Source organism: Kitasatospora sp. NPDC001175, assembly GCF_053598215.1.
Map to the genome: position 1 here is coordinate 22,545 of NZ_JBSFJU010000016.1, position 23,189 is coordinate 45,733.

Here is a 23,189-nt window from a genome sequence, read left to right on the forward strand (position 1 = left end):
CCGGCCGGACAGCACCTAACTGTCAGCCGCCCCACGGCCCGGCTGCGGCACCACAAAGAACTCCGTCACGAAGCCAGTGACCTCACCGCCGGCGCTCCGACCGACCCAGGTCGGGTAGCACCCATCGCCCCAACCCGACGGGAACGCGACGAAGTTGTGGCTGGTCTCGGGATCAGCGAGGACGACTGGGGTGAGCGTCATGGAATTGGCGTCACCAAACAGGGCTTCAACTAGCAGGTCACCGTCCTCGCCGAGCAGGTCGCCGAGCGGGATGGTGACCGCGGCATCGACGAAGCAGCCCGTTCCGGCGTCGACGCCGTATCCGAAGAACTCGGTGTCGTCGAGGTCTTCGGCGGCCTGACCACCGCTCAGTGCGAGGGTCCATTCCACCGTCGGCTGGTCGCTGACCCGCAGCCACGCCGCGGCGACCCGCTCATCCCTGAACTCGGGAGTATCAGCGCGGGTCACCTCGACCACCGCGAGCGCGACCGGGTAGGTGCCCGGGTCCACCTCGGCGGTGAACGGCTCCACATCCCGGCCCAACTCGATGAACGGGTCGCAGGCCGCGACCTGGCCCGAGGGCAGAGACAATGCGGCCTCAGGCAGCGCGGTCACAGTGGCCGTCATTCCGCGGCCACAGTCGTACGAACTTCCAGCCGTGAACAGGCACGTCACGTCAGGGGCAGGAAGCGGCATAGGGGGCTCACTCTCGCAGTAGTCGACTGGGCAACGGCCACCGCTATCCAGGCTGTTCTCCAGGACGCCAACCGTGTAGCCCAGACGCTAGCGCCCAGCGCCGACACACCACCACCAATACATCGAGCCCAGAACACTATGGAATCCCAGGTCCTTGTCAGCCCGTGGGCATCGGCCGCCAAAACTGCTCCTGCAGCTGTCCGTTGACCACCGATGGCTTGCGCTGGTCGTAGTCGAGCATCCTGTGGCTGGCACCGCTCCCTCGAACTGCGTCGCCAGTGCCCGCCAGCGCCCAACCTCGCGCGGGCGCCCCGGCCGCAGACGGAGCATCTGACCAGATCGCAATTACGGACTCACAGGGTCACCCTCTGGTGAGTAACACACACCAGTGATACGAGAATGCCCTATCCAATGTTCGAGGGTCTGAATAGCGCCATCGGAAAGTTCCGTCGTAAACAGAAGGACAAGGTTCTTCCGAGCTCGCGAGCATGCGACATAGAAGAGGTTGCGAGACCTTTCGAATCGCTTGCGATCGTCATCGGTAAAAGTTGCGCTGCTCGGAAAGTCTGCCAGCATCATCGGAAAATTATACCGAGACCAGCCACCAAATACCGCCACCACACTTGGATATTCCTCGCCCTTAACGCCGTGCTGTGTCGAAAAGGGCGTACTCTCTTGCACGTACTCGCGTAGCGCGACCACCTCACGATAGTTGACGTTCCTAAACTTCCCGTACTCCACCAGGCGCCGTGGCTCGGAAAGTTCCTGCCCGTGCTCCAACTCACCCTGGGCGAGCTCCCACTTTCGCTGGCGACCCACAACAGTCCGGGGTGGCGCGAAGTAAGTCTGCTCCAACACAATATCTAGGACGTCACCGACGGTACCCGCATTGCGCGCCACATTGATCCGATCAAATAGATCCGTCCAGCCGATTTTATCAGCCCGCCTCATCATGCGAGGCCGAGATCGCTTGAGTAGATCAAACATGAGACCGTACTGCTTGCTGCCGAAATAGTCACAACAAGGCTCAAGGACATCCAGCAGGAATGCCACGACTTCGTCACTCTTCCGCACATAGTCATCGTTATACTTAAATGTGCGGTCGATACTCCCAAAGCCGAGCTCTCTCGCGATAGAGGAGTGAGTGAGCATCAAAATCTTAGGGGGCACACTTGCCTCATCCCAGTGCTGTTTCTGAGCGTCATTAATGACCCATCTCAGCGTCTTCTTAAGAGCCTCATCTGGGAGTTGCCCCTTTGATGAATGCGTCCCCCTCGGGCCGATCCAGTTATTTGTGTGATATACGGTCACCGATCCGTACTCAGCGCCAGACACTGGGGCCTGAGGCAATTCTGGGCGCATGCCATTAAGGAGGCTTACCACGGCCGCCCCGGACCGCCAGTTCGCTCGTTTTTCGATTGGCACAACCGGGAGATGATCGATTGATCCGCAGGTTCTATCATAGATCTGCTGCCAGTGATCTCCGAAGAAACCGTAAGTAGATTCAGTGGGCGTAGCCGAGAGATTGCCCAGCATGGCCTCCGCCAAGCCTGAAGGGGTGTCCTGGTACTCATCGACGAAGATGATCGGGAATCTATCAGCTGTGAGGGATCGAAACTTCTGGCTGGCGAACAATCGGGCAGCAAGCGCGGGAACATCCTCGTGTGCAAGGTGCACCTTATTGCCGTCGATGCCGCGAAATCCTAGGTCGTAGTTGACCGAGCATCCTTGCAGGGAAGTGCGGCCGTCCAGCACTCGGTCCCAGCCGCGAAGGGTTGGAATCTCCTGAAGGACTGACTTTCTAAAAGTAGCAATGATCTCCCAGAGAAATCCATGTATCGTGCCGGCGAAAACATGAGGACTGGCGTCCGTGCGGCGGATAATTTCGTTGCGCGCGACATTCGTATAGGTGACACAAGCTACCCGCTGGCCGTCCCGCGGTAGATATCTCAGTCGGTTTTTCAAGATGTGCTGCAGCGTGTCGATGAGCGAGTGAGTCTTCCCCGCTCCCGCTCCTGCTTCAAGCTTGAAATTGCGGCGGCTGTCTAGCGCCTTCAGGATGCCGTGCAGCGCGCGCACGCTCTCCTGTTCAGCGGTTGTTGTGCCCTGACTAACATCCATCATCCGACTGCCGCCTGGCCACTCGAAGTCATATCCTCATCGCCCGATCCGGCCAAGCTGTCTTCCTTCTCTGCCGGCACCCGATCGAGGAGCCAGTCGAGGCCACGCCTGATATATCGTGGGATTTTCCAGTTCTCCTGGCTAACGGCGAACTCCAGCGCGAAGTCACTCTTCTTGTACCCCTTCGCCAGCTCTTTGGCTCTCTGCTCGCGCTCAGAAATGCTTTCCCCCTCGTCACCCAAATCAAAAAGTGCCGGGTTTGCAAGGATGAACGCGTCTTCGAAGGTTCGCCCGCAAGGACCGTCATGGTTTTCGGGAACCTGGTAGGCCAGGCCGCGCATACCAACTACTGGAAGTTCAATCTCGGCCCGCTTCAGTAGGTCGACGGGCGATATTTCACTTTCGCCGAACCACTTTTTGATTCCCTCGTTAGTTGTCGCGGTCCCCTCGTGCACGCAGCACGATTCGAGGTGATGGTTTTGGTTGCGCCTGGCCGGATCCATGTCGGTAATTACCAGCGTCTGCAGTCCAAGGAAGTCGAGGAATGGGTAGAAGATATGTGCGTACGCACCGCCGACTTCCATAATGCTGACATACTGACTTGCGAGGCTCCCGCCAACCTCATCTCCGCCCCGCTTGTCGAACTCTGCGATAGCAGCAGGGATGAATATGCGCTCAGTTGCGCCTTCGATGAGAATTGCCTTATCGGCGAAGAAGAGGTCGGCCCTGGTGAGAGTCAGATACTTGTGCAAAAACTCCTTGTCAATCCCAGGAGCCTCGGCGAGGTTGAGTACCGCCGAGCTCGTCGCGTCTCCGAGCTCGTCACCGTCGCACAGGCGGAAGTACCTGATGGCGGGGAAGCCAGCCCTGTTGGCGATGTGAGCCGAGTGAGTCGTCACCAGGAACTGCGCGTTCCAGCTCTGCTGTGCACCGTCCGCTCCAGGAAACTTCTTCTTGAAGACCCCCAACTGATGAATGAAGGTCTCTTGCATCTGGGGATGGAGGTGCGCCTCCGGCTCCTCAATAAATACCAGGTGCACGCATAGTTGGTTGCCCTGAGCAGAGTATTCACGATAATAGCTGAATAGGGTAAGAAGTATCAGCAGGAGGTTGCGCGATCCCAGGCCACTGTAGGACTCGGGCAGCTCAACGCCACCGGACCCTGGATATCTAATGCTTGTAAAATTCGACAGGAGTCGTTTGGCGTCTAGCGTAGTCCTGGTGGAGAAGTTTCGATTCCCCAGTCCCGGATATCCGAATTCTGAGACCGTTGGCGCCATCTTGCTGTACATCTCCTGCAGATGGGCATTCAGGCTTGAAACGATTTCACCCAAGGCCGCTTCGGCATCGTTGGCAAACGTCTTAAGAAAAGAGCCATCATCCGCCTTGGCCGCAACCATAAAGAGAGACTCTAGAACCTTGCCAATCTGGTCTTTAGGGCGCTCCTTTTCGTCATCCAGGCCTCGCTGGGCCTTTACGAAGTCTACCTTAATCGCCTTGGCCACCTCGGCCATCGATACGTTCCGATAATTCGTTTCATCAGTCGGATCCACGGCGACGGCAGATCGTTCGAAAAGGTGAGGAATTCGCGGACCGACGAGAGCCAGAAGGATCGATTCCTCCCACTCTTCCGCGAGAGCCCCGGACAAATCCCGAAAGAATTCCTTCATGGCGCCAGGCTTCAGTGCGTAGCGAACCCTGACGATCGCCTCAGTGCAATTCGGGTCGAGGTCGACGATCAGCGGCCCCAGCGGCCCGTACTCGGTAGTTTCCCTGTCGTACGCAATGAAGACCGTAACTGAAATCTCCGGAAGGCATTTCCGGGCGGCTTCCTCGTCTCCAGTCGAAAATTTGCGATATGCGTCCGCAAATTCAATGTACGAGTCCGCGGAGAAGTCTTCCAGGCGTAGGCTAACGTCGCCAGGACGGAGAAACCTGCTGAGCACCTCTGCAAGAGAGGTCTTTCCTGTGTTATTGCGCCCTACGCATACAGTGACGTCCTCGTCGAATGTGACAACAGCGTTCCGTAAGAGGCGGAAGTTCTTGACTTCCACTTTCGTGACCCGGGGCGGGCGCACCTGCGGTGCACTCTGCCGCTGCTGAGGTTGCGCTGGCTTGCTGTCACTCACGATCGCTCCTGACAGGACGCACTCAGAGCTCGAACAGCAGTTGCACCTGACGCAGCTCATGACAGATGAGGGGTTAGGGAAACGAGAACCCCCACGCTCCCCGTGAGGTAGTTTGTCACGCTCGGCGCGTGTAGATGACTGCTTCTGAGATCCGCGCTGGCCAGCGCGACACCGGGTGGTGGTTCACGTGACCTTCACTAACCCGGCCCTGGTCGCTGACCTCGCTCAGACCGCCAGCCAGCCTCAGCACCCACGCCCGCCCTCATACCCGGCCACAGCACCGGTTGTATTGCCACGGCTTCTGCCCCTGGCGGTTGCTTTCTGGACGTCGCGTCCCCGAGACCGCGGCTGCAGCAACTAGATCAGGCTCGGCAGGACGCCGCAGGGCCAGTGGCCGAGCCAGAAGGCTGCGGTGGACGGCTCGGGCTGCTCCTCGGTGGAGCCGTCGTGTGGCAGCAGCTCGGTTGGGGCGATGTAGCCCTCGCCTGGGGCGAGGCGGATGCGGAAGCAACGCAGCGGCTTCTGGCGGGCGACGTAGAGCCGGAGGTCGTCGGTGTGCGGGTAGCGGTTCTCGTAGTCGTCGTGGACGGTGCGGCAAATGGCTTGGATGTCGATGTCGCCAAGCAGGATGTACCGGTTGCCGGGGCCGAGGTTGAGGCAGAGGCGTCGGCGGCCCTGGTGCTTTTCGGCGTAGGGGAGCTTGTCCCAGTTGTCGACGTGCAGGCCGATCCGCCGACCGTCCTGGTAGTTGTCGGTGGTGGTGAGGGCCTTGGCCGGGCTGGCTGCCTGGCCGAGGTAGCCGGCGTCGGGGTCACCGAGGGGGTCAGCAAGCTCGGCGAGCATCTCGGCGGTGTCGATGTGACGGAGCCTGACCACCTCAACCAGGCGGCTGTCGCCGGTCTGCTCGGTCGCCCTCAGCTGGGCGGCGAGTGCGTCGCTGATCGGCTGCCACGGCCCGGCCGGGACGACGGCACCGCTCTCGTACTCGGGCTCCGCCCGGGTGATCCGGACACCACTGACCTCGCACCGCTCCTGCAGGGCGGCGGGGTCGTGGAACGCGATGCTCAGGTGCATGCCGAGTCCTCCTCGGGATCGGTCTATCGGCCATCGTCGAGCGTGTCCCCGTACGTGACGTCCAGTTCCACCATCAGGGCCTCGGTGAGCTCGGCCTGCTGTGGGCGGTCGATGACGACCTTGGCCAGCTGGGCGACGCCGCGCAGGGCGGTGAGGTCGTTGCCGCGCAGGTCCAGGCCCTGGTACTTGCCGCGTCCGAACTCGGTGAGCTGGAGGGTGCAGGCGTCGAGGACGGCCTTGCTCAGGTCGCAGTTGGTGAAGACGGCTTCGGTCAGGGTGCACTTGGAAAAGGCGACCGGCCCGGTGGCGCGGATGCCGTCGAAGGTCGTGTAGTCGAGTTTGCAGTTCTCGAACAGGACGTTGTCGAGGGTCATGCCTGTGAGGGCCGCGCCCATGAGCTTGCAGTTGCGGAAGGCGACGCGGGAGAGCTTGCTGTCGCTCCAGTCGGCGGAGCCGAGGTCGCTGCTGTCGAAGTCGACGGAGTCCAGGCGCATCCCGCTGAACTGGATGCGCGCGGCGCGCAGGCCGGTGATGCGGCCGGTGATGAGCCGGATGTCGGCGAGGTCGAGGTCGCGCAGGTCGGCGTCGGCGTACTGGAAGTCCTGGACGATGCCCCGGCTGTTCTCCAGGGAGCTGACGTTGGACAGGTAGATGCCCGCCTCGTTGAGGTTGGGCAGGGTCACGGTGACGCGGCCGAAGGTGCGGCTGTCCATGGTCAGGCTCCGTTTCGCTGTTGGACCGGGCGGCCCGCCCGCAGGGGTGCGGGCCGCCCGGAAGTGGAATTACTTCTTGGCCCAGTTGTCCCAGGTCGGCCGGTTGTCGAACTTGGGCGTGTTGTTGTTCCAGGTGGGGCGGTTGTCGAACTTGGCGACCGCGGGGTCGTGCGTGCGGCCGGCGGTGAGGTCCTCGATGACAGGGGCCTCGATGGTGGCCAGCAGTTCGAGCACGGTCATGCTGCTTGCTCCTCTCGGACGGTATCGGACAGGGCGGTGATCAGGGCCTGCCTTGACACGCGGCAGTAGTTCGTTTCGGTGGTGTCGAGGCGGCCGTTCTCGAAGTAGCGATTGCCGGCCTGCGCTCCTCGGCAGAAGTCGAAGAACTGGCAGGTGGCTTCGCACTTCTCCAGGCCGGTGAGGAACTCGTCCACGTACCGCAGCCGGTCGGCGCCGTCGAGCATGGACGCCAGTGACTGCTGCAGGACGTTCCCGGCCCGGAAGTCGTCGTAGGCGGGTGCCGCGATGCCCGCGAGTTCGGGCGAGAGCAGGACCACGTCGCCAGTGGTGGAGATGGTGGGGATGGGATCGATCAGGTAGGCGTCCCTGTCGGCCTGCCGCCTGGTCCGTGCGGTGTGGAGGTAGTCGCCGAGGCGGGCCAACTCGCGCACGGACGGGGCGGGGTTGCGGCGGCTCCAGGCGATGGTGCGGCGCCAGAACTGCCGTGCCTGTTCGACGGCGGGCATCGGCCGGGTGATGTTAACGCCCTCGGTCTCTTCGATGTTGATGCCGATGGTGTGGCAGCCGAGGCCGGCGAGGAAGTCGAGCAGTTCCTCGGGTCGGCCGATGCTTTCGGCCGTGACCACTGCGATCACCGAGTAGGCGATGCCCGCCTCACGCAGGCGGGCGACGCCCTTCAGGATGCGGTCGAAGGCGGGCTTGCCCTTGCGGTCGATGCGCTGGGCGTTGAGGGCGGCCGGGCCGTCGATGCTGACGCCCACCCGGAACTGGTGTGCGGTGAGGAACTCGCACCAGGCGTGGGTGATCAACGTGGCGTTGGTCTGCACGTGGTGGTGGACCAGGCCAGCCTGTCGCAGCGGTTCGAACGGGGCGAGCAGTTCGCCGAAGCGGCGCAGGCCGAGGGCCAGCGGTTCACCGGCGTGCCAGACGATCTCCAGCGGGTGGTTCGGGTCGCGGTCGGCGAACTCGGCGACTGAGCGGGCCACGGCGCTGGCGACCTCCACCGTCATGTGGTCTCGGCGGTCGCGGTGCGGCAGGTAGCAGTAGGTGCAGTCAAGGTTGCAGAAGCTGGTCGGTTGGACGACCACTGTCTGGGGCCGCCGGGCGAGGTGGCGGTCGTAGCGGCGCGGTTCGCTCATCAGATGACCTCTCATTGGGCGGCAAGTGCGGCACGCGGACGGTTACGCCAGGGGCCGGCGGGCGGGAGGTTGCGCAGACGGCGGAGAAGGCCCCTGCCGGCTCTGCGTGGGTGCGCGAGCAGTTGGTGTCGGGTCATGGCCTGTTCGGGCAGGGCCAGCTCGGCCCAGACCCGTTTGCCCCGGCTGGTGTGCTCGGCGCCATGGGAGAGTGCGAGGCGCTCGACCAGGAGCATGCCGCGCCCGGCCTCCTCGTCGGGCTGTGCCTGGCGTGCGCGCGGCAGGATCATCGAGGCGTCGTAGACCTCGATCAGGGCGCGCCGGAGCTGGGGGTCGGCGTACACGCCGACGGTGAGCATCGGCCCGTCCGAGTGCCGGATGGCATTGGTGATCAGTTCCGACGAGACGACATCGAGGCTGTTGCGGGTTTCCTCGTCCAGACGGATCCCCCAGCCGACGATCAGGGCGCGGATCCGGCGGCGTCCCTTGGCGGCGTTGGCCGGATCGCGGACCAGGAAGAACGCGCGGCTGTGCACGGACATGGCTGAGCTCTCCTCGGGGGGTGTGGAGAGCGGCACCGCCCACCGGGAAGGGACCGACGGGGGTAGACGGTGCCGCCGTTCGCGGGCACGCCCGTTGCGAGCGGCGGAGCAGCGGGGCTGCTTCCCGTCCCGGCCGGGCGGCTCGTACAGCCTCCCGGCCCGAGCACGCACCCCGGAAGGTTTCTCAGGGGTTTCTCTCTGTGCGCCCACTCGGCACAGCGGGTAGCAGTACGCTCACGACGGGCCTTGACCGAGGCGGGAGATGACATGCATTCAGATCTTCTGGCGATCCATCCACTCACCTATCTGCGGCAGCTGCGAGGGTGGGGCAAGAAGGAGTTCGCCTGCCTGATGCAGGATCACGGCAAGCGGATGGGTATCTCGCTGGCGACTAACCGGACGCTGGTGTGGAAGTGGGAGCAGGGGCAGGAGCCGGAACCTGATGCCCAGTTGGTCCTCGCTGACATGCTGGGCGTCGATCCTCGGTCCATCCGGCAGAACCGTTGGCCCCGCTGGCTTCCGGTATGGGAGGTGACGGGGATCACGGCGCCCTGGACACCGACGGGTACCGTGGATGTACTCGTAGATTTGGTCGGGAGTGGGCGCATGGATCGTCGCGGGTTTCTCACCATCACAGGGGCCGCCATGGCCACCGTCGCGGCGAGCTGGGTCGCCGCTCCGACCGCGTTCGCCGATGGCATCAACGGCGACCAGGTCACCGACCAGATGGCCGACACGCTCGAGGCCCGAGTCGCCACCCTGCGGACCCTGGACGACCAGATGGGCGGCGCCCGGCTCCTCGAACAGGCGCGCACCGACCTGTCGCTCATCACCGGCCTCCTGCAGCACGGCCGCTACACCGACGCGGTAGCCGCCCGTCTCTACAACCTCGCGGCCGAGGTCTCCTACCTCACCGGCTGGATGTCGTACGACGCCGGCCTGCGCTCCGCCGGGCAGCAGCACTACGTCGGGGCGCTGCGGGCCGCCCAAACGGCCGGTAACGGCGTCCTCGGGGCCTTCCTCCTCGCCGAGATGGGCGTCCACCTCTCCGAGGGGGGCAAGCCGACCGAGCGCGTCGGCCTGATCGAGACCGCCCTGGACAACGCGCCGGGCAGCACCTCGCCTGGGGTCCGCAGCTACCTGGAGCTCCACCATGCCGAGAGCCTGTCCCGCAATGGCCAGCACGGCCCGGCCGGTACGGCGCTCAACCGGGCGTTCGACCTGTGGGAGCGCCACGGCAACGACGAGATGCCAAGCTGGCTCACCTGGTACGGGGACGCCCAACTCCGTTCGACCGAGGGCAAGATCATGCTCCGCTCGGGGCAGGTGGACCGTGCCACCGACGCCCTCGCAACCTCCATCGACCACGCCGTTCCCCGCGACCAGGCTGTCCGGTCCGGCCGCCTGGCCACCGCCCGCCTCGCCGGCAAGAACCTCGACGGCGCACTCGACGCGGCGAACCGCGGCCTCACGCTACTGGAAGGCAGCGTCCAGTCCGTGCGGGCCGTCGACCGGCTCAAGAAGTTCGAGGGTTACCTCAAGCCCCACTACGCGGAGCCGGCCGTGGGCGAGTTCCGCGAGCGGCTCAAGGCGCTTCCAGCGATGGCTGCCTGACCTCGTCTGAGGGGGACCAGTCGGTCAGGTCCTGTTGGCCAAGTGAATCCCCGAGCTGTTTACTCGGTGGGCAGCTCCGCTGTTCACCGAGTAAACGAGCCGCTCCTGTTCAGTTTCTGAACAGGAGCCACGCCACAGCCTTGACAACTATGCAAAAAGATTCGCGTGAGCCTCAAGCGTCTTCAGAAGCTCATAGGCGATCTGGCGCACAGAGGCAGCGACAATATTGCCCTCAAGCGGTCGCATCGCGCCGCTGGCGTTCGAAGCAAATCCAAGCCCATTATGCTTGGCGAGGCTCTCGTATGCCGCATTTAGCCTAGGGTCGACATGTGCCCCGCCCTCCTTGTTCGCCATCGTCAGTGCGAACTTCTTCCTGGACCACAGCGTGCCACTGAAGTCACGCGCGATATCGTCAGCCCACCACGAGTCAAAGTCGGCCGGTGGGTGAATCCGGCCCGGCGCAAGTGGGACTGCGTCGAGAGGCGGGATATAGGAGGCGCCCACCCCTGTGGCCATCTGCATCATGACAAGACCAGGAGCACTCGGCAGCAGGTTGTTCGGGTTGATGTGTTCGGCTGTATCCATGAACAACATCTGATGCTTCACGCCGAGCTGACCAAGCAACGACTGGCTCTGCGCTGTGTCGTGGAGTAGCACTCGCATGGTGACGGCGAGACGCTTAGCCTCTGCTTCGAACCCCGCATCGAACGACGCCGATGACGCCTTCAAGAAGCCGACGTTCTCCTCGAGTAGCTGGAGGAGGTCCGAACGATCCCGCTGCGACGCCACTCTTCACTCCTTCGACTCACGCCCCTTTAGCGGGGCAAGCTTACCGAGATCTACCGCCGCTGCGGTTGCCGCTATTCAATCTTTACTCAGAAGACGGTGGGCTCGTTCGGTGCGAGGGATGGCCCGGATTTGGTTAGCGTGGTGGCGTTCGGGCATGAAGGGGCTCTCGTGTCAGTGACATGGCGCGACGGCAAATGTTTCCAGTGGCGGGCTAGGTTCCCGGCCACCGGAAACAACATCAAGCCGTCATCTGGGCTCGCGCAGTTCTACCTGCGTCGGCGCTGCTGGTCGATCGCGGTGGCGGCGGGTGCCACCGCGGACTGCGGGCCGTGCTGCCGGGGCAGGGCCGCTGCGGCGCGGGAGCGCTTACGGGCTGCTTCGGCTGCGGGGTTGCGGCTGGTGTGCTGGATGCGACTGATGAGGACCTTGGCGGGGAGTCGGGCGGTGGTCAGTTCGCGGCGGGCGGCGGCGTCTTTGAGGAGTTGGTGGGGTTTGTGGCCGCCGGCTTCGGCGTCGGCGAGGACAGTGGCGAGAGCGGGCCAGTTGGGATCGGCGAGGATGCGCTCGGCGTGGTCGGGGACGGCCGCGCGAACGTCGGCGGCGAGGGTGTTGCGGGCCTGTTCCCTGGGCTGACGGTGGGCGAGTGCGGTGAGCTGTTCGGCGGCGGCTTGGTCACAGGCGGTCTCAAGGTGCTGGACGGTGCGGCGGGCGGCTTCGGCCTGCTGGGCGTGACCTCGGGCGGTGTGCCAGCGTTCGGCGAGGATCGCGGCCCAGACGAGCGCGGCGACCAGGACCGCGAGGGCACTGCCGTCCTTGCCGCTGCCGGCGTTCACCAGGTCGCGAGCGGCGGCGCGAAGGTCGGAGGCCGCCGCGTGGTCGGCGCGGATCTTGGAGCGTTGAGCTCGGGCGAACGTCGTTGCTGCCGCTCGAAGTTCGGCTCGCAGGTGCTCGGGTGCGGTCTGGGCGGTGGCCTCGATCAGTTCGCCGAGGGCGGTGACGTGAGCCTGGACGAGCGCATCGTCGGTATTACCGGTCTCGGCGTTGTCGGTGGTGAAGGTGTCGAGGGAGTCGGTGGCACGCTCCCAAGGGGTGCCAGGCCGGTTGCGGCGGGCGGTGGGATGTTCCTCGGGCTGGCTGGCTTCGAGGAGAGCCTGGAGCTTGGGCAGGGACAGGTCCGGGGCGATCTTCCCGCCCGGGATGTAGATCTGCTCACCCTTGGCGTTGGTGTCGCCGGGCCTGCCGACGGAGTAGCCCTGGAGGTCACCGGAGGGGAAGCGGCGGATCTTGATCTGGATGCCGTCAGCCTGGAGGTAGGAGAGGAGTTCCTCGACACTGGTGGCGTGGGGGACGGCGGCTCGAATGCGGTCCTGCAGCCAGGCGCGGCTGGTCTGTTCCCAGCCGAGGCGCTTGGCCTTGTGCATCTCGGCCTGGGTGGGGCGGCGCTCGGCGGTGCCGTCGCCCGTGCCGAGCTGGCGCAGACCGTAGTCCCTCTCGATCTCGCGGCACTCGGCCCCGGCCCGTCGGCCGCTGTCGTGGAGCTTCGGGCGGCGGCCATCCTCGCGAACGATGGTGGCGAGGATGTGGATGTGGTCGTCGGCGTGGCGGACGGCGATCCACCGGCAGGCGAGATCGTCGCCCTTGGGCGCGATGCCGGCGGCCTGGACGATGCGCTCGGCGATCTCCGCCCACTCGGTGTCGGAGAGGTAGCGGTCCTCGGGTGCGGCGCGGACGGGGCAGTGCCAGACGTGGTCGGTGAGCTGCTTGCCAGGCTCGCTGTTACGCAGGCGGACGGGCTCGTCCAGGTAGCGGGCGAGTTCGGTGAGGGTGGCCGTCTCGTCGCGGCCGGGGTCGGGCAGGGCGAGCATGGCGAAGCCGGCGACGATGTGCGGGTCGCGGTGCTCGTCGTGGCGGCCGGGGCCATAGAGGTAGGCGAGCAGTCCGCGGGTGTTGGAGCCGGGGGCCTTGATGGGCGCGATCACTGCGCTTCAGACTTCCTGGTCGGCGGGCTGGCGGAGGGCTTCGGCGATCTGGACCAACAGGTCACGTAGTTCGTTGAGGGCGTGGCGGATGTCGACCGGCGGCTCGTAGCCGCCGTTCAGGGCGCGGGCGATCTGGTTGATGTTGTTGGCGATGCCGCTGAGCTGGCGCATGACCTTGGCGCGGAACTCGTGCGTGAGGCGGCGCTCTTCCGCCAACGGCAGGTCGATGAAGAACCGGCCGTCGATGAAGGCCAGGACGACGTCGGCGGCGAACCCGGACAGGCCGCGGTAGCCGTTGGCGGCAGCAGCCACACGCAGCCGGGGATGCTCGTCGGGCTCGAAGCGCAGAGGGCCGACGCGCTCCTCGCGCTTGGTGCCGGTGAAGCGGCGGTTCTTCAGCTCGGCGCTGTCGGCGTCGCTCTCGTCGGTGGAAGGGGTGTCGTCGGCGGGCTCGTGCGGGTGGGGGCTGTCGAGGATCTGCTTCTGGGCGGCGAGGAGCTTGTCCGGGTCGGGGCCGCCCTCGGCCCTGGCCTGCTGGCCCTGCGCGCCCTCGCGCTGGGCCGTCTTCGCCACCCCTGGGGCGGAGACTCCGCGAGTCCGGCCACGAGTCGGACTCGCGGTACTACTGGCTCCGCCAGGGGCTCGATTGCCGAACGCCCACCGCCAAAGGCCCTTCACTGTGAAGGACTTCATCGGCCCGTGCGTGTCCTCGCCGAGTGTGCCGGCAAGGGTCTGGTTGTCGTTCACGGCGGGTCTCTCCCGTATGGGCGTTCGTGGCGGATGAGCTGGTCGTGCCGCAATGCGCGGTGCGTGGGCGATGGTGCGGATTCGCGAAAGTCGGCTGACAGTCCGTTGGACTTCCGGGAAAGGAACCGCTCGATAGAGCGGGAGCCGCCCGCCGGTACCGGCAGGTCGTTGGCGGGCGGCTCCGCTAGGCGGTTGGTCGGTCAGGCGGCAGCGGGCTGCTCATCGGCTTGCGCAGACTGCGGTCCGGCCTGCTCGACGCGGAGGAGATCAGTCAGTTGAGTGAAGCGCTTCGCGCTGATCGGCACCTTGGCATCGACGAGGGCCTTCCTGACCACCGCGGTGGTGAGGCCGTACTCAGCGACGGCGGGGCGGGCAATCTCCAGCAGCTGCTCCATGGTCGCGGCGGGTCGGCGGCCGGTGCGCTTGCGCGGTGCAGCAGGTTCGCGCTCCGCGCCCGGGCAGCCGGCAGGCTCCGCCAGCGGGGCCTGGCCCTCGTCGCCCACCGGCTCCATCTGCGGCTCGGCGCCAGCCTCCGCCGCCTGTATGTCGGTCTCGGAGGACGGGCTGCGGTCTGTGGTGCCGGAGCCCATGGCTGTTGGGGCGTGGAGGTGTCGCAGGAGGGTGGGGCCGACGGCTCCCCAGCCGAGAAGCAGGGCGGGGGCGACGGTGTCGAGGGCCGCGCGACCGTAGTGCCCGGCGAGGAGCGGTTCGGCGGTGTTCAGGGCGAGGGTGAGCAGGCCGCACAGGTGCATCAGCCTGGTGGCTGAGCGGAGTTGGGCCGGGTCGGCACCAGTGCTGGCGAGGTGGTGCAGGGCGACCAGGAGGCCGACCACGGACAGGTCGACCATGGGGGCGATCAGGGGTGCGATCGGGCGCGGGATGCCCAGGCGCAGGGCAAGGGCCCAGACGTTGCCAAAGGAGAAGACGAAGGCGAGGGCAGCGATGACCGCCATCACGGTGGTGATCGTGGTGCGGGTGAACGCGCCCGGGTCAGCCATAGAGGTTGCCGGCGGGGCGGCCGGTGAGGTGGGCATGCAGGTGGGGTCCTTGCGGGGCGGGGGTGATGTCTCGGAATCCGTCTTTGCCGTCTTGGCCGTTGCAACCGCAGGTCAGCGCGGGTACGGCACGGGCGGGCTCGGGTGGCCTGTGGCGTCTTGGACGCGGCCCTCCGCCGTCCCGGAACGGAGGGTGCTTCCGTCTTGGGACGGCGATCCGTCCTGGCCGCAGGCGGTCTGGCCTGGCCGCAGGCGGTCTGGCCTGCGCCTTTACGGCAGGGACGGTTGGGACGGCACAGGACGGATGTGGTTTCCGTCCCGGCCCAGCCAGCCGCCGACACACATGTCGTGCGGCGGCAGGCCAGTGGGCTGGTGTGCCGTCTTGGGGCCGGTTGCCGTCTTGGCCTCGTGCAGTGTGACCTGCGGCGTTACGGCGGGGACGGCAGGGACGGCATCTAGTGAGGTCCGGTCAGCTCTCGCTTCTCGGGTCGAGAGGGTGGACGGCGGGACAGTATCGCCGCCAGGCGTCGGCGAACTTGTTGCGCATGTAGCCCTTGCGCTGGATCTCCCCGACCCGCACGTTGCCGGAGGAGATGCTGAACTCGCGAAGCATCGTGCCGAGTCCGCGCGGCGTCAGGCCGCCCCGGCCCCACTCGGCCCATGGGGCCTCCGGGTCGCCGTTCAGGGCGAACAGCAGGTCGTCGGTACTCAGGCTGTCGACGTCGCCCCGGGCGAAGAAGATCCGCCGGATGTCGGCGAGGATCCGCGCGCCGCTGGGGTTGTCCTCCTCGGTCTGGACCTCGGAGGCGACCATGCGAGCACACGCCTGCCGGGCCAGGCGGGGCCAGGGCCCGCCGGCGAGGTCGGCGACGATGACCAGGGGCTCCCAGGTGTCGGCGGCGCGGTCCTCGACCGGCATCTCGGGTTCCAGGCGGAGGGCCTGGTCGACCAGCGGCTTGGTCCACTGGGCGAGCTTGTCCCGGATCTCGTGGAAGGCGGGGCGATCCCGCCTGGTGCGGTACGGCGAGACCCTCTCCCCCTCAGCGCGGCGCCGCATGCGGATCACGATGGACCGGTCCATGATCGTGTCCGGAAGGTCGCCGATCCCGGCGATGGCCGCCATGGCGAAGGTATGGAACTTGCGGGGCGTATGGTCGTTGCCAACGACCCGCAGCACGTAGCGGTCTCGCTGATGCCCGGCGTTGAGCAGGCCGCGCATCTCCTCGTTCTTCTCGGCCATCTTCGGGCTGCCGAAGATCGTGTCGGCCTCGTCCACCAGCAGGGTCGGCGGCTCCTCGCTGATGAAGCGGAAGACCGCCGCCGGGGTCGAGTTGACCGTCAGCACCGCGCGGTGGACGGTCTCGGAGAGCACGTCGAGCAGCCGGGACTTGCCGCACCGCTTCGCCGGGCCTACCACCGCCAGGCGAGGAGCGTGCTGCCACGCACTCTGCAGGTGGGACGCGGCGACCCACAGCGTGGTCGCGTCCAGCGCCTCCTCGGAGGGCAGGACCACGAACCGGGCGATCAGGGCCTTCAGCTCTGCGAGGAGCTCGGCGCCCTCGGTCACCGGAGCATCCGGCATCGCCTCGAAGCCGGTCGGCCCAGCAGGCTCAGCTGGTGCTACTTCCTCCGGCTGTCCACAGTCTGTGGACGCGGCATCAACCACAGCCTCCTCGCGCTCGCCTGGCCTGCCGGGTATGGCAACAGGCGGCCATGATGCGTGCGGGGATGCGCCTTTGGCGTGCGGGGACGTAGGCTTCAACGTGCACTCCTCCTGGTGGAGCAAGCGGGCTGGCAGGCCCTGCTCCACCGCCTCGAACGGCTTGTACGCATAGGGGTGTTCATCAGGCCCTCGGCGTTGGCGCGCCGGGGGCCCTCTTCTTGCGGGCTGCTGCCGGGCGCGTCACGCCCCCAGCACCCACTGGCTGCCCTGCTCACGCAGCTCCTGGTCGAAGCGGGCGAGCTCGGTCTCCGCATAGAGGACTCGGCGGCCGACCTTCACGCCCCGGGGGCCGTAGCCGGCGTGACGCCAGTACCGAACCGTGCTCTCGGCGGTGCGGTACCGCTGGGCGACCTCCGCAGTGGTGAGGTAGCGATCCATGATCTTTTCCTTTCGACTAGCTTGCGTTCCGTGTTGCATAGATGTACCTTGCGACCAGCCGTTAGTCAAACCGGAAAGGAGATGGTTCAATCGGGATAGCGACGAGACGTGATGGAGGCAGGCATGTCCGAAGAGGCAGGCGGGCGCGAGGCGCCGCTGCTCTACAGCGAAGGCAACGCGGCGGCGCGTATTGCACTGGAACGTGAGGTCAGAGGGTGGAGCACCACCGAGCTGGCTGCCCGCATGACCAAGGCCGGCGTCCCGATGAACCAGACGGCGGTCTGGCGCATCGAGAACGGCAGCCCGCGCCGCAAGATCACCCTGGATGAGGCCCTCGGCTTCGCCCGCGTCTTCGAGCTGCCCCTGGAGGAGCTGATGTCGCCGCCGCTCGAGGGCGTCGACATGGAAGGCAGACGGGTCGTCCAGGAGGCGGTCGAGGCGTTCTACGAGGCCCGCGACGCAGAGGACCGCCTGCACCACGCCGTGGTCGCCATCACCAGCTACATCGCAGCCCGCCCCGACAGCTCAAAGGGCATCCACGAGCAGTGTCTTCGCCTCATGGGGGAGGAACGCGATGCCCGCACCCTGACCGAGTACATCGAGAGGGGTGGTTACTACTGACAGAGGAGACAACCGACTTGGCGAACGTTCAGAAGCGGCCCAACGGCAAGTGGCGGGCCCGGTACCGGGACCTGGACGGCAAGGAGCACGCCCGTCACTTCGACCGCAAGATCGACGCCCAACGCTGGCTCGACGAGGTCACGGCCAGCCTGGTCACCGGTCAGTACGTGGACCCTCGGTCCGCCAAGAAGCCCTTCAAGGAGTACGCCGAGGAGTGGCGTGCACGCCAGCCTCACCGGCCCTCGACGGCCAAGGCGGTCGACCAGCATCTGCGCTGCTACGTGTACCCGGCCTGGGAGAAGCGGGCGCTGGGCGCGATCAAGCCTGGCGATGTCCAGAGCTGGGTCACTGGTCTGACGACCAGCCACAATCTCGCGGCGAGCACCACGAGGACCGTGTTCAACACGGTCAACGCCGTCTTCCGGGCGGCGGTCCGCGACCGCATGATCCCCCACAACCCCTGCGAGGGCGCGAAGCTGCCTTCGGTGCCCCGCAAGCGGGTCGTACCGCTGCCGGTGGACCAGGTCCGCTGCCTGGCAGAGAAGATCCGTGCCCGGTACCGAGGCCTCGTCCTGCTGGGCGCTGCCACGGGACTCCGTCCGGGCGAACTCTTCGGACTCCAGCTCCGGCACGTCGACCTGCTGCACGCCACTGTCACGGTGGAGCAGCAGATCCAGCAGACGGCCAAGCGCGGCGTGTATGTCGGGCCGCCGAAGACCGCGCGGTCGTACCGCACCGTGCCCCTGCCGAAGATCGCCGTCCAAGCCCTGAGGGCTCACCTGCGGGACTTCCCCGTCAACGACCCCGAGGGCTGGCTCTTCACGGCCCCCGAAGGCGGCCCGGTCGTCTACACCCACTTCATGGACGGCTCATGGCGGCCCGCCTGCCAGAAGGCCGGCATACCGAGGGGCACCGGCCCACACGCCCTCCGGCACCACTACGCCAGCCTGCTGATCAAGCACGGCGAGTCCGTGAAGACGGTCTCCGAGCGGCTCGGCCACACCAATGCGGCCATGACGCTCAACATCTACACCCACCTCTGGCCCGACTCCGAGGAACGGACCCGCGCCGCCGTGGACCGCGCGTACGGCGCCCCCGGCGCGGACCAGGGTGATCTCCCGACCGCCGAAGCGGCGTAACCACACCGGTCGCGTTGGCCGGAGTTGGCAGGCTTGCGGACCCCCTGCGGACCGAAAGGCCGCCCAACCCGCTCCGTCGCAGGTCAGACGGCCTTTCCGCAGATCGACTAGACGTTGAAGCGGAACTCCACCACGTCGCCGTCCTGCATGACGTACTCCTTGCCCTCGATCCGGGCCTTGCCCTTGGCGCGGGCCTCGGTGATGGAGCCGGCCTCGACCAGGTCGTCGAAGGAGATGACCTCGGCCTTGATGAAGCCCTTCTGGAAGTCGGTGTGGATCACACCGGCCGCCTCGGGGGCGGTGGCGCCCTTCTTGATGGTCCAGGCGCGGGTTTCCTTGGGACCGGCGGTCAGGTAGGTCTGCAGGCCGAGGGTGTCGAAGCCGACCCGGGCCAGGGTGGCGAGGCCCGGCTCGTCCTGACCCATGGACTGGAGGAGTTCCAGGGCCTCGGCGTCGTCCAGCTCGATCAGCTCGGACTCGATCTTGGCGTTGAGGAAGATCGCCTCGGCCGGGGCGACCAGCTCGCGCTGGGCGTTCTTGAAGTCCTCGTCGACCAGCTCCTCCTCGTCCACGTTGAAGACGTAGAGGAAGGGCTTGGCGGTCAGCAGGTGGAGGTCGCGGATCGGGGTGGTGTCGAAGCCGGCCTCGAAGAGGGTCTTGCCGCTCTCCAGGACCGCCTGGGCCGCCTCGGCGGCGGCGAGCACCGGCGCGGTCTCCTTCTTGAGCCGGGCCTCCTTCTGCAGCCGGGGCAGCACCTTCTCGATGGTCTGCAGGTCGGCGAGGATCAGCTCGGTGTGGATGGTCTCGATGTCGTCCTTGGGCGATACCTTGCCGTCCACGTGCACCACGTCCGGGTCGGTGAAGGCCCGGACGACCTGGCAGATGGCGTTCGCCTCACGGATGTTGGCGAGGAACTTGTTGCCCAGGCCCTCACCCTCGCTCGCGCCGCGCACGATGCCCGCGATGTCCACGAAGTCCACCGTCGCCGGGAGGATCCGCTGCGAGCCGAAGATTCCGGCCAGCGTGGCCAGCCGGGTGTCCGGGACGCCGACGACGCCCACGTTGGGCTCGATGGTGGCGAACGGGTAGTTGGCCGCCAGCACGTCGTTCTTGGTCAGGGCGTTGAAAAGAGTCGACTTGCCGACGTTGGGCAGGCCGACGATTCCGATCGTGAGCGACATGAAGCGCAGTCCCGTGGGCTTGGAGGAGTGGAATGGCACCGTAGGGGCCGATCCCCCAGTCTAAGGGCCAGCCGAACGGGGTACGGGCGCGAACGGGGTACGGGCCCGGCCCCGGTGGCTCAGACCTCCCCGGCGCCGTCGGGCTCCACGGCCGGCTCCAGGAACTCCAGCCGGTTGCCCAGCCCGTCGGCGGAGTGGAAGCGCCGGTAGCCGGGGAGGTTGCCGTCCCAGACCACCGGGTGGCCGTGCGCCTCCAGCCGGGCGGCCAGGTCGTCCAGCGAACGGACCAGAATGCCCGGGTGGCCCTTGCGGGACGGGGCGAACTCGGCCACCACACCGAGGTGCACCTCGACCCCGCCGCCCCGGAACCAGCAGCCGCCGCGCGCCGCCAGCACCGGCGGCTTCTCGACCTCGGCCATCCCGAGCACCCCGGCCCAGAACTCCCGGCAGACGTCCTCGCTGCCCGCCGGGATGTCCAGCTGGATGTGGTGCAGCCGCTCGAACCCGAAGGCCGCCTCGGCACTCGGCTCGGTCACGGACATCCCGCCTCCCCCTGGTCGTGTCCGAACGCGTCCGGGCGGGACCGCCCGGACGGGCCTCCTGAGACTACTCACGGCCGGGGACACGGGCGAGGGCCAAACGCAGCCATTACACACTGTGGCGATGATCGGACCGTACGTTGGTTGGGTGGAGCAGAGCATCCGTACCCAGCCGCCCGGGCCCAGACGGCGACCGCCAGCCGGTACCGCCGCGGAGGCCGCCGTACCGGGGCCCGCCACGCCCCCCGAGTCCCGGGTCCGCCAGCCGTCCAGGCGGCGCACGGCCGTGCAGCCCGCCCCGCCGAAGGCGCGCCTGCGCCTGACGCTCCAGCTCGGTGCCCGGGAGCGTCCGCGCAGCGGACGGCCGGCCCGGCTCACCGCCGTCGGCACCGGCGTCGTGGCGGTGGCCGGCACCGTGCTGGTGGCGGCGGTGGACCGGCTGCTGTTCGACGAGATCGGGGTGCTGTTCGGGATCGGCTACCTGGTGGTCTGCTTCCAGCTGGCGATCCGGGTGCGGTTCGCAGACCTGGCCGCCGCGCCGATCAGTGGGCCGATCGCCTTCGCCGCCGCGCTGGTGATCTTCGAGCCGGTCGCCTCGCCCGGGGTGACCGGGCAGGTGGTGGCGCTGGCGGCCGGTCTCGCGGTCCGGGCCGAGTGGCTGTTCGGCGGCACCGGCCTGGCGGGTGTGATCGTGGCGGCCCGGTTCGTGGCCCAGCGCCGCCTCAGGCGCAGCAGGTCGAACGGCTGAGGGCCTGCTCCGCAGGCACACTGTCCTCCGCGGACGGGTGCGCGCCCCGGAAGGTGCCGCGCCCGGGCGTCAGCCGGACTTTGCGGCGGCCATGGCGGCACCGACGATGCCGGCGTCGTTGCGCAGGCGGGCCGGCAGGATCCTCGCCCCTCGCTGCTTCAGCAGGGGCAGGAACTTGTCGTGCTTGCGGCTGACCCCGCCGCCGATGATGATCAGCCGGGGGGAGAACAGCCGGTCCACCAGGTCGAGGTACTCGTCCACCCTGACGGCCCATTCGGACCAGCTGAGTTCGTGGCGCTCCTTGGCCGCCGAGGAGGCCCGGCGTTCGGCGTCCTTGCCGCGCAGTTCCAGGTGGCCGAGCTCGCTGTTGGGGACCAGGACGCCGTCCACGAACAGGCCGCTGCCGATGCCGGTGCCGAAGGTGAGGACGAGTACCACCCCGCCCTGGTCGCGGCCGGCGCCGAAGGTGATCTCCGCGAGCCCGGCCGCGTCGGCGTCGTTGAGCACGGTGGCGGGCAGGCCGAGGGCCTGCCGGAAGAGGCCCTGCGCATCCTGGCCGATCCAGTCCTTGGAGACGTTGGCCGCCGTACGGGTGTGCCCGTCGACCACCACACCGGGGAAGGTGAGCCCGACCGGGCCCTGGTGGCCGAAGTGGTGGACCACTTCGCAGACGGCGCTGACCACCGCCTCCGGCGAGGCCGGGTGCGGGGTGAGGATCTTGTACCGCTCCTCCGTGAGCTCGCCGCGTTCCAGGTCGACGGGCGCGCCCTTGATCCCCGAGCCGCCGATGTCAACGCCGAATACCGCCGTCATGGCCACTGCCCTCCGTCGTCCACAGCCTGTGCACAAACGTACGGGCGCCGGCCGGCGCCCGCCTGCTGATACCCGGGGCCGGACGCGACGATGCCCGGGGCCCCATGGCTCCCGGGCATCGCGGCGGCGTTCAGAGCTTCTCGGCGGCCTCGGCACGCAGGTCGCGGCGCAGCTCCTTGGGCAGCGAGAAGGTCAGGTGCTCCTCGGCGGTCTTGACGATCTCCACGTCGGCGAAGCCGCGCTCGGCGAGGAAGGCCAGCACACCCTCGACCAGGATCTCCGGCACCGAGGCGCCGCTGGTCAGGCCGACCGTGGTGACGCCCTCCAGCCAGGCCTCGTCGATCTCGTCGGCGAAGTCGACCAGATGCGCGGCCTTGGCGCCGTACTCCAGACCGACCTCGACCAGGCGGACGGAGTTGGAGGAGTTCTTGGAGCCGACCACGATCAGCAGGTCGGTCTCCGGGGCCAGCTTCTTGACCGCGACCTGGCGGTTCTGGGTGGCGTAGCAGATGTCGTCGCTGGGCGGGCTGACCAGCAGCGGGAAGCGCTGCTTCAGCTGGTCGACGGTGGCCATGGTCTCGTCCACCGAGAGGGTGGTCTGGGACAACCAGACGACCTTGGACTCGTCGCGCACCTGCACGTTGGCCACGTCCTCGGCGCCGTCCACCAGGTGGATCCGGTCCGGGGCCTCGCCCATCGTGCCGATGACCTCCTCGTGGCCCTCGTGGCCGACCAGCAGGATGTCGTAGTCCTCGTCCGCGAACCGCACGGCCTCCTTGTGGACCTTGGTCACCAAGGGGCAGGTGGCGTCGACGGTGGCGAGCTTGCCGGCCTTCGCCTCGTCGTGCACCGAGGGGGCGACACCGTGCGCCGAGAAGACCACGATCGAGCCCTCGGGCACCTCCTCCGTCTCGTCTACGAAGATCGCGCCCTTCTTCTCCAGGGTCTGCACGACGTACTTGTTGTGCACGATCTGCTTGCGGACGTAGATCGGCGCCCCGTACTGCTCAAGGGCCTTCTCCACGGCGATCACGGCGCGGTCGACGCCCGCGCAGTAACCCCGGGGGGCGGCGAGCAGGACGCGGCGCTGAGCAGTGTTGGACATGGCACCCATGGTACGGGCCCACCCTCCCCCGTTCGGACCGCGACGGCGGTACCGTCCCGCGCGCGTGGCCTGCGCCGCCGAGCGGACGGGCGGCGCCGGAAGCCACGGCCCGGTGCCCACCGCCGGGCCGTCCAGGGTGGCCTCCGCTGTCGGTCGCCGGGGATAGC

22 protein-coding genes are annotated in these 23,189 nt (G+C 67.1%); 4 read left to right on the forward strand and 18 right to left on the reverse strand.

From position 1 onward, the window contains the following. Positions 1-15: 15 nt before the first annotated feature. The 8 genes from ACWDAK_RS14415 to ACWDAK_RS14450 form a co-directional block, all read right to left on the reverse strand. A complete protein-coding gene (locus tag ACWDAK_RS14415) occupies positions 16-696 on the reverse strand; it encodes a DUF4241 domain-containing protein (protein ID WP_427393588.1) in 681 nt (226 codons plus the stop codon). 345 nt (positions 697-1,041) lie between these two features. After that, entirely contained in the window at positions 1,042-2,775 is a 1,734-nt protein-coding gene (locus tag ACWDAK_RS14420) for a UvrD-helicase domain-containing protein (protein WP_427393587.1), read from the reverse strand. 41 nt (positions 2,776-2,816) lie between these two features. Beyond that, a complete protein-coding gene (locus ACWDAK_RS14425; protein ID WP_427393586.1) occupies positions 2,817-4,946 on the reverse strand; it encodes an ATP-dependent nuclease in 2,130 nt (709 codons plus the stop codon). A 357-nt stretch (positions 4,947-5,303) separates the two neighbouring features. Continuing rightward, on the reverse strand, positions 5,304-6,020 hold the full coding sequence (locus tag ACWDAK_RS14430) for a hypothetical protein (protein WP_427393585.1): 717 nt from the start codon (positions 6,018-6,020) through the stop codon (positions 5,304-5,306). A 23-nt stretch (positions 6,021-6,043) separates the two neighbouring features. Then, positions 6,044-6,733, reverse strand: coding sequence for a pentapeptide repeat-containing protein (locus ACWDAK_RS14435; protein WP_427393584.1), 690 nt, complete (start codon positions 6,731-6,733; stop codon positions 6,044-6,046). Between the two features lie 69 nt (positions 6,734-6,802). Continuing rightward, positions 6,803-6,973: a multiple cyclophane-containing RiPP AmcA gene (gene amcA / locus ACWDAK_RS14440; protein WP_427393583.1), complete on the reverse strand. Its 171-nt coding sequence runs from the start codon at positions 6,971-6,973 to the stop codon at positions 6,803-6,805. Beyond that, complete coding sequence (amcB, locus tag ACWDAK_RS14445) at positions 6,970-8,112, reverse strand: cyclophane-forming radical SAM peptide maturase AmcB (RefSeq protein WP_427393582.1); 1,143 nt, start codon at positions 8,110-8,112, stop codon at positions 6,970-6,972. Before amcB ends, amcA begins: the two co-directional genes overlap by 4 nt. Positions 8,113-8,123: 11 nt before the next feature. Continuing rightward, positions 8,124-8,651, reverse strand: coding sequence for an ATP-binding protein (locus tag ACWDAK_RS14450; RefSeq protein WP_427393581.1), 528 nt, complete (start codon positions 8,649-8,651; stop codon positions 8,124-8,126). Between the two features lie 267 nt (positions 8,652-8,918). Between ACWDAK_RS14450 and ACWDAK_RS14455 the strand changes: the two genes are divergently transcribed. Further along, on the forward strand, positions 8,919-10,265 hold the full coding sequence (locus tag ACWDAK_RS14455; RefSeq protein WP_427393580.1) for a transcriptional regulator: 1,347 nt from the start codon (positions 8,919-8,921) through the stop codon (positions 10,263-10,265). A 147-nt stretch (positions 10,266-10,412) separates the two neighbouring features. Here the strand turns inward: ACWDAK_RS14455 and ACWDAK_RS14460 are convergent, their stop codons facing one another. From ACWDAK_RS14460 to ACWDAK_RS14485, 6 genes are all read right to left on the reverse strand, one after another. After that, positions 10,413-11,054: a hypothetical protein gene (locus ACWDAK_RS14460; RefSeq protein ID WP_427393579.1), complete on the reverse strand. Its 642-nt coding sequence runs from the start codon at positions 11,052-11,054 to the stop codon at positions 10,413-10,415. 266 nt (positions 11,055-11,320) lie between these two features. Further along, positions 11,321-13,033, reverse strand: coding sequence for a relaxase/mobilization nuclease domain-containing protein (locus tag ACWDAK_RS14465; protein ID WP_427393578.1), 1,713 nt, complete (start codon positions 13,031-13,033; stop codon positions 11,321-11,323). A 6-nt stretch (positions 13,034-13,039) separates the two neighbouring features. Continuing rightward, the gene (locus ACWDAK_RS14470; protein ID WP_427393577.1) at positions 13,040-13,606 is read right to left on the reverse strand and encodes a MobC family plasmid mobilization relaxosome protein; all 567 of its coding nucleotides are present in this window, start codon (positions 13,604-13,606) and stop codon (positions 13,040-13,042) included. A 374-nt stretch (positions 13,607-13,980) separates the two neighbouring features. Further along, positions 13,981-14,814: a DUF2637 domain-containing protein gene (locus ACWDAK_RS14475; RefSeq protein WP_427393576.1), complete on the reverse strand. Its 834-nt coding sequence runs from the start codon at positions 14,812-14,814 to the stop codon at positions 13,981-13,983. 430 nt (positions 14,815-15,244) lie between these two features. Beyond that, complete coding sequence (locus tag ACWDAK_RS14480) at positions 15,245-16,537, reverse strand: DUF3631 domain-containing protein (RefSeq protein ID WP_427393575.1); 1,293 nt, start codon at positions 16,535-16,537, stop codon at positions 15,245-15,247. Between the two features lie 141 nt (positions 16,538-16,678). Next, complete coding sequence (locus tag ACWDAK_RS14485; protein WP_427393574.1) at positions 16,679-16,876, reverse strand: helix-turn-helix transcriptional regulator; 198 nt, start codon at positions 16,874-16,876, stop codon at positions 16,679-16,681. A 123-nt stretch (positions 16,877-16,999) separates the two neighbouring features. Between ACWDAK_RS14485 and ACWDAK_RS14490 the strand changes: the two genes are divergently transcribed. Further along, positions 17,000-17,497 (forward strand): helix-turn-helix domain-containing protein, encoded by a 498-nt coding sequence (locus ACWDAK_RS14490; protein ID WP_427393573.1) that lies wholly within the window; start codon positions 17,000-17,002, stop codon positions 17,495-17,497. A 17-nt stretch (positions 17,498-17,514) separates the two neighbouring features. Continuing rightward, positions 17,515-18,636: a tyrosine-type recombinase/integrase gene (locus ACWDAK_RS14495; protein WP_427393572.1), complete on the forward strand. Its 1,122-nt coding sequence runs from the start codon at positions 17,515-17,517 to the stop codon at positions 18,634-18,636. A gap of 107 nt (positions 18,637-18,743) precedes the next feature. Here the strand turns inward: ACWDAK_RS14495 and ychF are convergent, their stop codons facing one another. Continuing rightward, entirely contained in the window at positions 18,744-19,817 is a 1,074-nt protein-coding gene (gene ychF / locus ACWDAK_RS14500; protein WP_344638662.1) for a redox-regulated ATPase YchF, read from the reverse strand. Between the two features lie 119 nt (positions 19,818-19,936). After that, positions 19,937-20,359, reverse strand: a complete 423-nt coding sequence (locus ACWDAK_RS14505) for a VOC family protein (RefSeq protein WP_344638663.1) — start codon at positions 20,357-20,359, stop codon at positions 19,937-19,939. A 121-nt stretch (positions 20,360-20,480) separates the two neighbouring features. Here ACWDAK_RS14505 and ACWDAK_RS14510 point away from each other — a divergent pair, with 121 nt between their 5' ends. After that, positions 20,481-21,104 carry a DUF6542 domain-containing protein gene (locus ACWDAK_RS14510; RefSeq protein WP_344638664.1) on the forward strand — a complete coding sequence of 208 codons (624 nt, stop codon included), beginning with the start codon at positions 20,481-20,483 and terminating at the stop codon, positions 21,102-21,104. 69 nt (positions 21,105-21,173) lie between these two features. Here the strand turns inward: ACWDAK_RS14510 and ppgK are convergent, their stop codons facing one another. Next, positions 21,174-21,917, reverse strand: a complete 744-nt coding sequence (gene ppgK, locus ACWDAK_RS14515; protein ID WP_427393571.1) for a polyphosphate--glucose phosphotransferase — start codon at positions 21,915-21,917, stop codon at positions 21,174-21,176. A gap of 130 nt (positions 21,918-22,047) precedes the next feature. Continuing rightward, positions 22,048-23,031, reverse strand: coding sequence for a 4-hydroxy-3-methylbut-2-enyl diphosphate reductase (locus tag ACWDAK_RS14520; RefSeq protein WP_344638666.1), 984 nt, complete (start codon positions 23,029-23,031; stop codon positions 22,048-22,050). Positions 23,032-23,189 lie beyond the last annotated feature (158 nt).

Coding starts and splice junctions, on each gene's coding strand:
- ACWDAK_RS14415 (WP_427393588.1), bottom strand. CDS start 696: ATGCCGCTTCCTGCCCCTGACGTGACGTGCCTGTTCACGGCTGGAAGT.
- ACWDAK_RS14430 (WP_427393585.1), bottom strand. CDS start 6,020: ATGCACCTGAGCATCGCGTTCCACGACCCCGCCGCCCTGCAGGAGCGG.
- ACWDAK_RS14435 (WP_427393584.1), bottom strand. CDS start 6,733: ATGGACAGCCGCACCTTCGGCCGCGTCACCGTGACCCTGCCCAACCTC.
- amcA (WP_427393583.1), bottom strand. CDS start 6,973: ATGACCGTGCTCGAACTGCTGGCCACCATCGAGGCCCCTGTCATCGAG.
- amcB (WP_427393582.1), bottom strand. CDS start 8,112: ATGAGCGAACCGCGCCGCTACGACCGCCACCTCGCCCGGCGGCCCCAG.
- ACWDAK_RS14450 (WP_427393581.1), bottom strand. CDS start 8,651: ATGTCCGTGCACAGCCGCGCGTTCTTCCTGGTCCGCGATCCGGCCAAC.
- ACWDAK_RS14455 (WP_427393580.1), top strand. CDS start 8,919: ATGCATTCAGATCTTCTGGCGATCCATCCACTCACCTATCTGCGGCAG.
- ACWDAK_RS14475 (WP_427393576.1), bottom strand. CDS start 14,814: ATGCCCACCTCACCGGCCGCCCCGCCGGCAACCTCTATGGCTGACCCG.
- ACWDAK_RS14485 (WP_427393574.1), bottom strand. CDS start 16,876: ATGGATCGCTACCTCACCACTGCGGAGGTCGCCCAGCGGTACCGCACC.
- ACWDAK_RS14490 (WP_427393573.1), top strand. CDS start 17,000: ATGTCCGAAGAGGCAGGCGGGCGCGAGGCGCCGCTGCTCTACAGCGAA.
- ychF (WP_344638662.1), bottom strand. CDS start 19,817: ATGTCGCTCACGATCGGAATCGTCGGCCTGCCCAACGTCGGCAAGTCG.
- ACWDAK_RS14505 (WP_344638663.1), bottom strand. CDS start 20,359: ATGTCCGTGACCGAGCCGAGTGCCGAGGCGGCCTTCGGGTTCGAGCGG.
- ACWDAK_RS14510 (WP_344638664.1), top strand. CDS start 20,481: ATGATCGGACCGTACGTTGGTTGGGTGGAGCAGAGCATCCGTACCCAG.
- ppgK (WP_427393571.1), bottom strand. CDS start 21,917: ATGACGGCGGTATTCGGCGTTGACATCGGCGGCTCGGGGATCAAGGGC.
- ACWDAK_RS14520 (WP_344638666.1), bottom strand. CDS start 23,031: ATGGGTGCCATGTCCAACACTGCTCAGCGCCGCGTCCTGCTCGCCGCC.